Source organism: Serratia inhibens (genome assembly GCF_003591175.1).
Taxonomy (GTDB): Bacteria; Pseudomonadota; Gammaproteobacteria; order Enterobacterales; family Enterobacteriaceae; genus Serratia; species Serratia inhibens.
In genome coordinates, this window is the sequence record NZ_QYYG01000001.1 from 498,833 (window position 1) to 512,129 (window position 13,297).

Sequence of the window (13,297 nt, forward strand, 5' to 3'; positions counted from 1 at the left end):
ATGTTATTACTCAGAGCAAGAACCGAAACCATCAAAAATATTACCTTCTTCGCCGATGACTCCGATGACAACCAGTTCTGGTATTTGCCCGGTGACATTCATATCGCGCAGCAAGGCGAAAGACCCGTATTTTCACTGATCAAATACACCGGAGATGGCAGTGACCAACAAGGGGGATACATTAACTTTGAGGTGAATACGGCGATTGATGAAGCCGTGCTGGACAGCGCCTTCAACGAATACCTGCGTAAACTGAAGGTTGATCCCAAAACCGCCCGCAAGGCCCAGGTGCCCTATGACAAAGGCACGGTCAATTTTTTTGTACTGGATGCAAAAAGCACCAACGGTGAGCTGATAAGCGCCCCATGCCCCAGCCTGTTCGGCAATAACAGCGCCATCTTCAGCGCCAAGCTGACGCCGCAGCAGGCGGTCATTCTGGAAGCCGCCTTTAACCAGGCACAAGCACCGGCCGCCGTAGCCTATAACCTGAGTTTTACCGGCATCACCCCGGCGTTAAAGGTTGAAGTGGAAGCCCAGTTCGACAGCCTTTACAAAGAGTTTGACCTTAAATTTGGCGCCAACATCCCGATCCCGGTGGAAACCCCCGCCAGTTTTTGGTTAGGCTTTGACAGCGTGATTAAAAAACTGCAGCAGGATCAAAAGTTGGTGATCAAGGTCACCGAGAGCATGCCGAGCGAAGAAGAAGCCAAAGAAAAAGAGTGGGCACTGCAATTCGTTAAAGAAGAGATCCTGAAAAGTTTCTTCAGTGCCTCGCTCAAGCTCAACGATGACAGCAATACCCAGGCGAAATCGGCGAGCGACTCGATTTTGGATTCGCTGATTTCCAGCAATAAAAAAGAAGGTGAAGAAGGCGGTAAAGGCGGCCTGTTCCCCAGCGCGTCACTGGAAATAAAACTGGTGCGAATCGAAGAAACCAAGAGCCTGAATTTCAACTATACCTCCTCGAAGGCCCTTAGCCAGTCCGCCGTGCCGCAAAACTTTATCGGCAGCGATATTCTGCATGCGCAAAAGGTTGCCCCTTACTTTATTGAAGTCAACGTCAACGATCCGTTCTTCCAGAAAATCGATTTCACCGTGCTGGGGCCGGACAGTTTTGAGGAGTACGGCATCAAAGCCGCTACCTTCTCTCTCACCTACAACCAGAAGATTTACACCGCCGAACCTTTTCTCGCCGATGACGGTAAATGGAGCAAGGCCATCTCCCGCAGCAGCAACAAAGATGAGCTGTTTCAAATCCAAAGCGAGTTTGTGTTCAAGTCCGCCGCCTCATCTGGCTGGGAAGGCCGCAGCAGCTACCAATTGCCGTCACAGTCGGCCTCAACCTTGCTGAACCTGGATCCCGCGGCAATGTTGACGTTCAACGAAATCGCCATCTTCCTCGACAGAAAATTCTCATGGGAAAATTATAATCAGGTGATCGTCGAATTGGACTATATCGACGATAAACTGAGCCGGAAAACCAAGAAGTACCCGTTCAGCCAAGATAATAGCGATAGCAAAACCTTTAAATATCGCTGTCCGACCGAGACCCCCTGGGTGGTTAACTACAAGATTACCTACCTTTTGGTCGGCGGTGAGACCGTCAAACGTGACGGCAGTGAAAATCCGCCGGCCATCGTTATCCCGAACCTGGCCTAGGTGGCTGACGATGACCGAACCTGATGCAGTATTGCCGGCGGCATGGAACGCCCTGATCAGCGTCCTGTGCCGGGAAGCACCCTATTTACAAAGCGCACTGGCCCCCGAGCTCGCCCGTTTCAGCCAGGCGCGGCTGGCTTCCGGCTGCCTGGCCGCCGCCTTTAACACCAGCCTGCTGGCCTATAACGGCTGCCCGCTTGAGTTTACCCTCTCATCGTCGAAGCCGTTGACGCTCTCTTGCACGCTGGATCCTTTTTTGCCGCGCTACGCGGAAGATCGTTCGGTCGAGGCTTTTTATCGTCATTACCGCCGCATCACTGCCGCGCAGACAGAGGCTTCGCCGGAGCCATACCTTGAAGCGGTGAAATGCATGCAACGACAAACTGAACAGCCACTGCGGTTCGGCTCCTGGCTGGGACGAAAATATACGCCGGAGGGAGTCAAAACCAAGGTCTATTCCGAGGTGCCTGCCGGTGGGTACGACGAGGCCGGCTGGCCCAGCGGGATGGCGGAACACCCCAACCACGTCTGCAAAGAGATCGGCCTGGCCTTGCTGATGGTGGGCTATTACCCGCAACTGCCCGCTTCGCCACTTGAATATTATTATCAATGGGATAGCGCGCAGATAACCCACGCCGATATTGCCGAAGTGATGCATTTTTTCGGTTGCGGGGACCTGTTTCCCGCACTGTCGCCATTGCTGGATCGTGCCCTGCGGCAAACCTTGCGTGATGAGGGTTTTCCTCACACCACTTACGGATTTAGTCTGGTCAAAGGTCCTAACGGCGAGCTTGAAAGCTTTACGCTCTTTACCATAGCACCCAGTTTCTTTGGCGATAATCAGCGGGTGTTCCCTGGCCTGGAGGCGCTGCTGGTGCCCGGCGGCCAAAGCATGCCTTTGTTGCGGCGCGCCATTGCCGAACAGGTTCCCTTGCAATTCAATGTGGTCGGTTTTTCTGTGGATCGCCAGGGCAATGAGAACATCAGTTGCACCTTCAGCCCGCAAAACGCCCGTTTCGACATGCAATCGGTCAAGCAGGCGCCCTCCGCTGAGCCCGTTGCCCGGCCCGACCTGACGGCGTTACTTGAACAGCAGTGCGTCAGCGGTGCCTTTATTTCCCATGTCAGAACGCCGGATGGCCGTTGGCATCAGGATGAAAATGCCTTCGTCACCGCCCAGGTCCTGCGCACTCTGGAGTACACCCGGCAGACCGCGCCTTATATTGAGAAGGCGCTCGATTTTTTAATCGCCTGCGAAACCCGGCCGTTCCATTTCAGCTTTTGGCCGACCGTAACCCATCCTGCATGGATGGCAAACCAAAGCATCTGTGCAGACATTGACGACACCGCCATCATTACCGAGCTGCTCTACAAGTTTGGCCGCATTTCGCTGGCGCAGCTCAGGCAGACCATTTCGCACATGAACGCTTATCAGGTCCGCAGAGTCGATCCCCGCCTGAAAGAGCCACAGCATCAATGGGCGGAATGCCAAAGCTTTCATACCTGGATGAAAGACGACGAGGACATCCGTCAACTGGATTGCTGCGTGAATACCAATGCACTGATTTTACTCAATGTACTGAGGGCCGAAACCGGCGTTGTGGCACCGGCCTATCTGCGCATTATCAAGATGCTGAATCAGGCGGTGCAATGGAGCGGCGACAGTTACGACAGGCTCAGTATGCTGACCCCCTATTACGCTCATCCCTACGAGTGGCGCGTCGCCCTTGAATACGCCAGGCAGCGCGGGATCCCGCAACTCACGCCCGTCATTGACGCATTGGCCCGCTGGCAACGGCCCGCCGACCGGTTGGAAAGCCCGCTTTACCGTCGGCATGACGGGCGCTTCCTCTGGACCTCGGCCTGCCTGACCCCATTCAGATCTCTGGCCCCTATCCACCACACTGAGGACAGCCATGAATACCTTTCTCAATGATCTGGTCACACTGAACAAAATCATTCTGGATAACGCGCGCGAACAGTTTCCAGACGCCGGGGAAAAACGGCTGCGGTATCGCGCCGCACCGGCCACATTGGCGGAGGATCTGGCCGCTGAGGTCTGCACCGAGATCGTTTCGGGAGAAACCCGTTACCAGATTGCCACCAGTACAGACGGTACCAGTTGGAGCATGACGCTCGATTTCGCACTGAGCCGGCAGGTGCCGCAAATCCCCTATGTGGTGCTGACCTTCAGTACCTTCGGCAACGTCGATGAGATGATCTTCGACAAAGTGCTGCTGACCGCCACGGAAAACCGCTACCAGGCGCAACTGGATCTGGTGCGGCTGGAACAGCGCGACGCCCTGCTGCGCGCCCTGTCGGATTACGACGCGCAAACCACGCTAGTGGTCGCCATCCACACCGAACACGGCATTCTCAACACCATTACCGCACCCAAAATTTTCTATTTTGCCGAAAACTACTATCCCTATATTTACCAGGGCATAGTGCCGCCGCCGCCGCGTCTGCAGTTGATTCTCACGCCCCTGGCCTTTAAAGACGTGTGGTACAACTACTATCAGGACTATGTCCGCAAAAATTACCTTTACTATCTGCCGGATACCTTTCTGCTGGCCACCAACGCCGCTGACGACGACAAGCCGATGCTGTCGATTTCCTTCAGCGCCGCAGAAAATGCGACGTCGCTGGATGATGTCAACGTGACATTCGATTACTTCCTGTCGCCCAAAGTGAACCAGGCGCGCATCGCCGACGCCACCGGGCAGTTCACGCAAGCGCAACCGGACGGCAAGCTGGCGCCGTTTGCCAATGCCGACACGCTGACGCTGCAATTAGGTTTACCCGACGGCAAGACGGAGGAGAAAAATGCGCTGATCAACCTGCAAAGCGGCATCGTGGATTCCTTCACGCTACCCGCCCACCAGTTTGCGCTGATCTGGGATGCTTTATTTGACCGCTCGCCGCAAAACCTGCTGCTCAAGGGCTATCTGGCGGTGCGATTCACCGGTTTCAATCCGGACAACATTCCGGTGGTGCTCGCGCTGGACGCCAAATACCAAAGCAAAGTGCGGGAATTTATCAAACAGTCCGCCCCGGTGGATATCAATAAAACCCTTGAATTCAGAAGCGACAGCGGAGCTTACGATCCCTCGGGCCCGAGACCGATCAAGCGCATTCTGGTGAACATCGACAACCAAACCGTCGAATTGGATAAGGACCATCCTTCCCATTCGGTCAAGGTGAAAATTTCGGTGCTGGACCTGATCCTCAACCCGGACAAAAAGTTGGTTTATCATTATGATCTGCAAGTCTATTACGTCGACGGCGGCATGACGCCCTATTACGATAAAACCTCGAGTTTTGAGATCATTTACGTTCCGTGAACGGCACGCCCCCCGCAGGGGTTTCAGTCTGCCGCCGGCGCAAACAGCAGGCTGCGCAGAAACAACATAATCAACTTGCCTGAGGGATCGGCACCAGTGTCGGTCCGCTGCAAAGCCAGCCCGTGCGCCATCGCCATAAGGGCCGCCGCCAGTTCGTTTTGATCCGCCGGCGGCACCTTGCCCACCCGTTGAAACAGTGAACCGATCACCGCGCCGATTTTTGCCTGATGGGCGTCCCAGATATTTTTGTACTCCGCGGCGAAGGCCGGGCTGCGTTTCGCGTGCAACTGCAGCTCAACCGACAGCATGCACCAGTCAGCCTCCAGATTCAGGGTCGCCGCCCAGGCCTCCAGCGCCGTCAACACTCGCTCCGGCGTGTCGATATCACTCTGCGCCAGCGCCGTGAGTTGCGTGGCCTCCGCTTCCATATGGCGTTGTAACAGTTGCAGCAACAGGGCTTCCTTAGAGGCAAAGTTGGAATAAAACGCCCCCTGGGAATACCCGGCCTGGCTGGCGATATCCCGGATTGAGGTGCCGCCGTAACCGCCTGCGACAAACAATTGGCGCGCGGTTTCAAGCAACTGCTCGCGGGTTTGCTGCTGGCTTTCCTCGCGGGTTAACCGCTTTCTTTCTGTCTTCATCTTCTTCGACTTTAGGTAGCTTTGGAGTAATAGATACGCATTTAAGATATCACTTGATATTTTAAATGCACCCCACTAGATTAAGATATCATATGAACTTTGAAACTCACTTAAGATTTTAATGATGATGAACATGAAAACGGCTTTTGTCACCGGTGCCACCGGGTTGCTCGGCAATAATCTGGTCAGAGAGTTGGTTGCAAAAGGTTGCCACGTCAAAGCGTTGGTACGCTCGCTGGATAAAGGCCGCCGGCAGTTCGGTTCCATCGAAGGCATTGAGTTGATCGCCGGCGACATGGCCGATGTGGCCGCCTTTGCCGCGCATCTGCAAGGGTGCGACGTACTGTTCCACACCGCCGCTTATTTTCGTGACAACTACAAGGGCGGCAGCCACTGGTCCGAACTGAAAGCGATCAACGTCGACGGCACGGAACGTCTGCTGGAACAGGCATACCGCGCAGGCATTCGTCGTTTTGTTCATACCTCCTCCATCGCAGTGCTCAATGGTGAACCGGGCATGCCGATAGACGAAACCTGCCTGCGTCGCTCGGAAGATGCCGATGATTATTATCGCAGTAAAATTCTGGCCGACGAGGTGGTACTGGCGTTTCTGCAAAGCCACCCCGATATGAACGGCAGCCTGGTCCTGCCGGGCTGGATGTGGGGCCCGGCCGATCTTGGCCCAACCTCTTCCGGCCAGTTGGCCAATGACGTGATGAACGGCAAATTGCCGGGTCTGGTGCCGGGCAGTTTTTCAGTGGTTGACGCACGAGATGTTGCATTGGCGATGATCCTGGCAGCCGAGCGCGGCCGACGCGCAGAACGTTACCTGGCCGCCGGACGGCATATGACCATGCAGCAACTGGTGCCGCTGCTGGGCAAGATAGCCGGGGTTCAAACGCCAAAGCGTACCTTGCCGTTACCGCTGCTCTATATCATCGCCGCGCTGCAGGAAGCTTACGCCCGCCTCAGCGGCAAGCCGATATTGCTCAGCCTGGCGACGGTGCGTTTGATGGTCAAAGAGGCCAACCGCTCCCATTTCAATCATGCCAAAAGCGAACGGGAACTGGGCCTGACATTCAGGCCGGTAGAACAAACCATCGGCGATACGGTGACGTGGTTGCGTAATCACGCCGCTGAAAGCTAATCGAACCGGGGGTAAGCCCTTTCCCCCGGTTTAGTTTAGTACCGCCACACCCCGAACCTGAGACAGGTGGAGGCATCCGTTGAGCGCATGGACGCGCGATACGAGCCGCCATGGACGGATTCACGGCGTGTCGGTGCTCTGCATGCTCCTCCCCTGTAGCACTCTTAGGCGCGGCTATTTAGGCGGCTTGCGCTTCCACATAACTCAGTGCAGAACGCAATTTTGCCTCGCTGAGCGCAACCGGCAGCAAATGAATCGACTCACCCTGTTGCAATGTACGTGCAATCAGGCGCTGAACCTGCTCGTCATCGTGAATATCCACCGCCAATGCGGCCAGGTTTACCGGCAGATCCAGGCGGCGGTAAAGCGCGATTAACTGCGTCACGGTTTCCCACTGCTCCAGCAAGGCACTTTGCACCAGAATGCCATAAGCCACCTTGGTGCCATGCAAGAAGGCATCGGTCTGCGGCAAGGCGGTCAGGCCGTTATGCACCGCATGCGCCGCCGCAATGCGGGTGTAACGATCTCCCAACCCGCCAACCAGGCCGCCGCCGGCGATAATCGCCTCCAACACGTTGAGGAAAGGTGGGTTCAATTGCCCGTGCGCCAGCGCCTGCAACGCCGCTTCGCTTTCGCTGAGCAGCACGTCGCGCAGGGTCAGCGCAGTATTCAGACCCAGTTGCACGGTTAGCGGCAAACGTTCCGGTTGCGGGCTGAGCACCGCCGCTTCGTACCATTTCGCCAGCGTATCGCCAATGCCCGCCAGTAAATACGCCTTCGGCGCACGCAGGATAATTTCCGGCTCCACCAGGACCAGATGATTTGCATCGTTGAAAATTTCGTAGCGCAGCGCCTGCCCCTGATCGTTATACCAGACCGAAAGCGGCGTCCAGGCGGCGCAGGTTGCGGCAATGGTCGGAATCGCCACCACCGGCAGACCCAACCGGCGGGCCACCACTTTGGCGGTATCGAGCACCGCGCCGCCGCCAAGGCCAATCACCACCTGCCGCTCAGCCCCCGCCTGTTGCACGATGCTTTGCACCGTGCTTTCGCTGCAATGGCTGTTGAACAACACCCTACGGGCTTCGGGCGCATCAAACGCCTCAGGCAGCCAGGGTTTGGCTGCCGCCAATGCGCGCTCGCCATAAATCCACAGCGCGTTGCCCAGTTGCTGCGGCGAATAAAACTGCGTCAATTGGTCAATCGCACCGGGGAAAGCAAAATAGTTGGCGGGGCCGGCGACCACGCGGATGTGGGTATCACTCATGCTCAAGTCCTTATTTTGTTTGCTGTTGCCATCATAGAGACGGGAAAGCCGATGACTAATACTGTTTTGCATTAGCTTATGATTTTTCGTTCATTGTCATCCGCCCGGCCGCCGTGGAAACTGGCTGCCTCAATTCATGCCGGTAAAAAAAACCATTCCAATGGTGACGATGAATTGTCCTCCCGTTTTTAATGATGCCAACCACGCAGGGTAAAACTTAATGAAACTGTTCAACACCTCATTACTGGCGTTAAGTCTGTTCGCCGTATTTCCCGCTATCTCCGCCCCCACTGCCGCACCGGTTCCGGCGGCGATCGCCAACCATCAGGGGCCGATCCGCATTGCGGTGATCCGCAATCTGGGCTCGGACGACAATACCACGCAGTTCGTCACCGGAGCGGTGCAGGAAGGCCGCAAACTGGGGTTTCAGGTCAACACCTTCCTGACCAACGGTGACGACGCCAAATTCCAGGACTTCGTCAATCAGGCGATCAGCCAGAAATACGACGGCATTATTCTGTCGCAGGGGCGCGATCCTTACTCAACCGCCCTGTTGAAACGCATTGCCGACAGCGGCATCGCGGTAGCGGCCTTTGATACCGCGGTACAAGGCGACATCCCGGGCGTCACCGTCAGCCAGCAGGATGACGCTTCGTTAACCGACCTCTCCTTCGGCCAACTGGTGAAAGACTTCGACGGCAAAGCCAACATCGTCAAACTTTGGGTTGCCGGTTTCCCGCCGATGGAGCGGCGCCAGGCGCAGTACCAGAAACTGCTGCGCGACCAGCCCGGCATCAAAGAGCTTGAGTCTATCGGCGCGGTGTCTTCCGACGTTCAGGGCGACACGGCAAACAAGATCGGCGCGATCCTGGCCAAGTACCCTAAAGGCAAGATTGACGCCATTTGGGGAACCTGGGACGCCTTTAGCCAGGGCGCGTACAAAGCGTTGCAGGAGAACGGACGCACCGAAATCAAACTCTACAGCATTGATATCTCGAACCAGGATCTGGCGCTGATGCGCGCCAAGGGCAGCGCCTGGAAGCTCAGCGTGGCGGTCGATCCCAAGCTGATCGGCGCCGTTAACCTGCGCCTGGTGGCCAACAAAATCGCCGGCGAGAAGACCCCGGCAACCTATGAGTTTAAAGCCGCCGCCATTCCGCAAGCGCTGCTGCTGAGCCACCCGGAAGCCACCAACGTCGCCTCGCTGGCCAGGGTGATCCCTGGTTGGGGCAAATCGGACGATTTCGTTGCCCCCTGGTTCGCCACGCTTGAAGCGCAACAGGCTAAAAAATAAGGAAGGTTAATGGCATCGCAACCGCTTCCCCAACCCGAGTACAGCCGCAACATGCGGCTGATTGGCCACAGCAACCAGGGCGGACGACCCGATGGCGTACAGGTGATGGTTCACCGGGGCTACGCCTACATCGGACATATGGTGTCGCAGGGGTTTTCCATCGTCGACGTGCGCGATGCGAAAAATCCGCGTGCCGTCGGCTTTGTCCCTGCGCCGCCCGGCACCTGGAACGTGCATTTGCAGGCGCATGACGATTTGCTGCTGGTGATCAACGCCCGTGACCTGTTTGCCGACGCCCGCTTTGCCGACGAAAAGGTGTATTACACCCGCGCCATCAGCCAGACGGTGTCAGGCAACGACGCCCGCGGCTGGAGCGCCGGGGTGCGTATTTTCGATATCTCCACGCCGGAGCGGCCACAGGAAATCGGCTTTCTGGCGCTGGAAGGCATCGGCGTGCACCGCATCTGGTATGTCGGTGGCCGATGGGCGTACGTTTCCGCCCTGATTGACGGCTACAGCGACTATATTTTCCTGACCGTCGATCTGGCAGACCCGCGCAACCCGCAAATCGCCGGGCGCTGGTGGTTGCCGGGCATGCACGGCGCCGGAGGCGAAACACCATCCTGGCCAGAGGGCAAACGCTACGCCCTGCACCATGCGATTATCAGCGGTGACACCGCTTACGCCAGTTGGCGCGACGGCGGGCTGACGCTGCTGGATATCCGCGATCGCAGCCGGCCGCAACTCATCGCCCACCGCAACTGGAGCCCCCCCTTTGGCGGCGGTACCCACACCGCGTTGCCGCTGCCTGAGCGGGATCTGCTGGTGGTGCTGGATGAGGCGGTGCTCGACAACCAGGAGGACGGCGAAAAACTGATCTGGCTGTTTGATATCCGCGAACCGGCCAACCCGATAAGCATCTCCACCTTCCCGCAGCCGAATGAACGGGATTACGTCAGCAAGGGCGCGCACTTCGGGCCGCATAATCTGCATGAGAACCGCCCCGGCAGCTTTGTCAGCTCAACGCTGATTTTTGCCACCTACCAAAATGCCGGCGTCCGCGCCTACGACATTAGCAACCCTTATCAGCCGAAAGAAACCGGCGCGCTGGTGCCCGCCGCGCCGCAGACCATGATGGATAAACGCCCGGGCCGTCCGCAGGTGATCCAATCCTGCGACGTGTTTGTCGATGCTCAGGGCATTATCTACAGCACGGATTACAACGGCGGCCTGTCCATTATCGAGTATCAGGGGTGAAAATTGACCGGCGCAATGTCGGCTTTTTATCTGTTTGGGATAGTATGAATGAACAGACAATGAACCCCAGAGCAAGGAGAGAAAATGTTTAGCCATATTACCGTAGGCGTCAGCAATCTGGACAAGGCCGCAGAATTTTACGATGCCATTTTGCTGCCGCTGGGATTGATACAGCGCCCGGTAACGCCCGATGGCGGCCCCGGCGCGCGTTGTTGGGTAAAACCGGGGCTGACCTTGCCGCGATTTTACGCCTACGAGCCGTATAACGGTCAACCCGCCTGCGCCGGCAATGGCAGCATGGTGGCGTTCACCGCCGGCAATGAGAATCAAGTGCTGGCAGCCTATGCCGCAGGTCTGGCGGCCGGCGGCAGCTCCGAGGGTGAACCCGGCGAGCGCGCGAATTACGGCAAAGGTTACTTTGGCGCTTACCTGCGCGACCCGGACGGCAACAAGATCCATATCGCCTATCGCGGGGACTTGCTGTGATGAAATGTTCGGTATACATCGCCACCAGCGTGGATGGCTTTATCGCCAGAACCGACGGCGATATCGATTGGCTGCTGCGGCCTGAATATGCCGTATCGCTGCTCAACGGGCTGAGTTTCGAGGCGTTTATCGCCGACGTCGACGCGTTGGTGATGGGGCGCAATACCTATGAAAAGGTGAGCGCTTTCCCCGAATGGCCTTATGGCACCTTGCCGGTGATCGTTTTATCGTCACGCGCGCTCGACATCCCGCCCCACCTGCAAAACCGCGTCAGGCGGTTGACCGGCGATCCCGAGGCCATCGTCACCCGGCTGGCGAATGAAGGATGCCGACATTTGTATATCGATGGCGGCAATTGTGTGCAGCGCTTCCTGCAGGCCGGCTTGATTAACGAACTGACCATTACGCGCGTTCCGCTATTATTGGGCTCCGGCATACCGCTGTTTGGTGCCGTGGGTGCAGAGCAACAGCTGCGCCTGATCGCCGCGACGCATTCCGACAATGGATTCGTGCAGGAGCGTTACGCCGTCAGTCCGCCGAATAGCGGGCCATAAGCGCCCGTCCGCCGAGGGCAATACCCAATGCGGCCAGCGCCAGCAACGCCGCCGCTCCGTAGGTGAAACGCATGCCGGCGGTCACGGCGGCAGCACCGGCGGCGTTGATGTCGGCCGTATTCGAGGCAAACATGAACAGCGCGCCCATGGCGGAGGCACCGGTGATCAGCCCAAGGTTGCGCGACAGGTTGATCATGCCGGAAATCAGCCCGCGCCGTTCGGGGCTGGCGTCTTTCAGTAGCGCGGTATTATTGGCGACCTGAAACAACGCATAACCCAGGGTAATCACGCAAAGCGGTGCCACGTAACCCAAAATCCCTTGCCTTATCGACATCATCGACATGACTCCGGCACCGGTGGCCAGGATAACCAAACCCACGGCCGTCATCTTTTGCGCCCCCAGTTTGTCCACTAATCGGCCGGCCGGCACACCGACCACTGCGGCGGTAATCGGCCCTGTCGACATCGCCAGCCCCGCCTGAGCGACCGCCAACCCCAGGCCGTGCGTCAGGTAAAACGGCCCCACCACCAGCGTGGTCATCATCACCGCCATTACCAGCAGACTCATCATTAGCCCGGCACTCAGCCCCGGCTGACGGAACAGGGTCAGGTGAATCAACGGCGATGCCGTGCCGTTCTCCAGCCAAATAAACAGCCCGATACCCAGTGCGGCACCCAGCAACAGCAGCAGATTAAGCCAACCGAAATCGCCGCGCCCCAACGTCATGGAGAGCGCATAGCTGGCCAGCGTCAGCCCAAGCAACAAGGTACCGGGGTAATCAAACCTGGCCCGTTCCTTTTGCGGTGCCTGAGCCGGGGTCGGCAGGTAACGGTAAGCAAGGATAAACGCCAACAGACCCACCGGCAGGTTGATCAGGAACATCGCCCGCCAGCCAAAACCAAAAATCAGCGCGCCCCCCAGCGAAGGCCCGAGCGCAGTCCCGATGGCGGACATGGTGCCGAGCATCCCCATCGCCCGGCCGGTGTTGTCTTTACCCAGGGTCTCGCCCACCAGCGCCATGGTCATCGCCATCATGACCGCCGCCCCCAGCCCCTGAACGATCCTCGCTGCGAACAGCAACCCGATGTTCGGCGCAAGAGCGCACAGCGCAGACGCCAAGGTGAACAGCGCGATCCCCGCCAGCAGCAACCGCCGCCTGCCGAGCCTGTCGCCCAGACGGCCCAGTGCGATAATTGAGGTGGTGATGGCCAGCAGATAGGCGATCACCACCCACTGTACCGCCTGGAATGAGGTATTGAGCGCCTGTGCCAGCGTGGGTAAACCGACGTTGGCGATGCTGGTGCCCAGCGAAGAGAGCAGCATCGAAAGAGATAGGCTGACGAGGATCCACCTTGGATCTGCGCCGCCGGATTTAACTGTAAACTTCATGTTGCTGACTCCTGAAAGAACCTGTCAGCAGCCTATGCCATCGCCTTACAAGGCGGAAGACGCAGCGAATGCAGTTGATTAGTGCATCAGACGCCATGTCTGGGTTGTGATAACCTGGACTGGGCATGCACGTCATATTTCCGGAAACAATTCTTTCCCGGATATAATTAGCGCACTATAAAAAAGACCATCAACAGAATAATAACCAGAATAAATAGATCGACACTGCAATCAACTGCCAGACTTTATTTATTGACG

General features: G+C 57.3%; 11 protein-coding genes. 8 read left to right on the top strand and 3 right to left on the bottom strand.

Annotation, left to right across the window (positions count from 1 at the left end; translation table 11 throughout):
- From D4100_RS02305 to D4100_RS02315, 3 genes are read left to right on the top strand one after another with little or no spacing between them, the layout of a single operon-like run.
- Positions 1–1,659 (top strand): hypothetical protein, encoded by a 1,659-nt coding sequence (locus tag D4100_RS02305; protein WP_119802882.1) that lies wholly within the window; start codon positions 1–3, stop codon positions 1,657–1,659.
- Between the two features lie 10 nt (positions 1,660–1,669).
- Positions 1,670–3,595 (top strand): hypothetical protein, encoded by a 1,926-nt coding sequence (locus D4100_RS02310; RefSeq protein ID WP_119802884.1) that lies wholly within the window; start codon positions 1,670–1,672, stop codon positions 3,593–3,595.
- Complete coding sequence (locus D4100_RS02315) at positions 3,576–5,003, top strand: hypothetical protein (protein ID WP_119802886.1); 1,428 nt, start codon at positions 3,576–3,578, stop codon at positions 5,001–5,003. The genes D4100_RS02310 and D4100_RS02315 overlap by 20 nt, the downstream gene beginning before the upstream one ends.
- A 23-nt stretch (positions 5,004–5,026) precedes the next feature.
- Here the strand turns inward: D4100_RS02315 and D4100_RS02320 are convergent, their stop codons facing one another.
- Entirely contained in the window at positions 5,027–5,644 is a 618-nt protein-coding gene (locus D4100_RS02320) for a TetR/AcrR family transcriptional regulator (RefSeq protein WP_006318823.1), read from the bottom strand.
- Positions 5,645–5,765: 121 nt separating this feature from the next.
- On the opposite strand from D4100_RS02320, the gene D4100_RS02325 reads away from it, so the two are divergent.
- Positions 5,766–6,791, top strand: a complete 1,026-nt coding sequence (locus D4100_RS02325; protein ID WP_043912390.1) for an SDR family oxidoreductase — start codon at positions 5,766–5,768, stop codon at positions 6,789–6,791.
- A gap of 178 nt (positions 6,792–6,969) precedes the next feature.
- Here the strand turns inward: D4100_RS02325 and D4100_RS02330 are convergent, their stop codons facing one another.
- Complete coding sequence (locus D4100_RS02330; protein WP_006318820.1) at positions 6,970–8,058, bottom strand: oxidoreductase; 1,089 nt, start codon at positions 8,056–8,058, stop codon at positions 6,970–6,972.
- Between the two features lie 220 nt (positions 8,059–8,278).
- Here D4100_RS02330 and D4100_RS02335 point away from each other — a divergent pair, with 220 nt between their 5' ends.
- The 4 genes from D4100_RS02335 to D4100_RS02350 all read left to right on the top strand — a co-directional run bounded on the left by D4100_RS02335 (position 8,279) and on the right by D4100_RS02350 (position 11,649).
- Positions 8,279–9,352 (top strand): sugar ABC transporter substrate-binding protein, encoded by a 1,074-nt coding sequence (locus D4100_RS02335; RefSeq protein WP_006318819.1) that lies wholly within the window; start codon positions 8,279–8,281, stop codon positions 9,350–9,352.
- Positions 9,353–9,361: 9 nt separating this feature from the next.
- Positions 9,362–10,609, top strand: coding sequence for an LVIVD repeat-containing protein (locus tag D4100_RS02340; protein WP_119802888.1), 1,248 nt, complete (start codon positions 9,362–9,364; stop codon positions 10,607–10,609).
- A gap of 84 nt (positions 10,610–10,693) precedes the next feature.
- Positions 10,694–11,095, top strand: coding sequence for a VOC family protein (locus tag D4100_RS02345; RefSeq protein WP_006318817.1), 402 nt, complete (start codon positions 10,694–10,696; stop codon positions 11,093–11,095).
- Positions 11,092–11,649, top strand: coding sequence for a dihydrofolate reductase family protein (locus D4100_RS02350; RefSeq protein WP_119802890.1), 558 nt, complete (start codon positions 11,092–11,094; stop codon positions 11,647–11,649). Before D4100_RS02345 ends, D4100_RS02350 begins: the two co-directional genes overlap by 4 nt.
- On the opposite strand, the gene D4100_RS02355 is transcribed toward D4100_RS02350, so the two are convergent.
- Positions 11,624–13,039: an MFS transporter gene (locus D4100_RS02355; RefSeq protein WP_119802892.1), complete on the bottom strand. Its 1,416-nt coding sequence runs from the start codon at positions 13,037–13,039 to the stop codon at positions 11,624–11,626. The two genes, D4100_RS02350 and D4100_RS02355, sit on opposite strands and share 26 nt — an antisense overlap.
- Between the last annotated feature and the right edge of the window lie 258 nt (positions 13,040–13,297).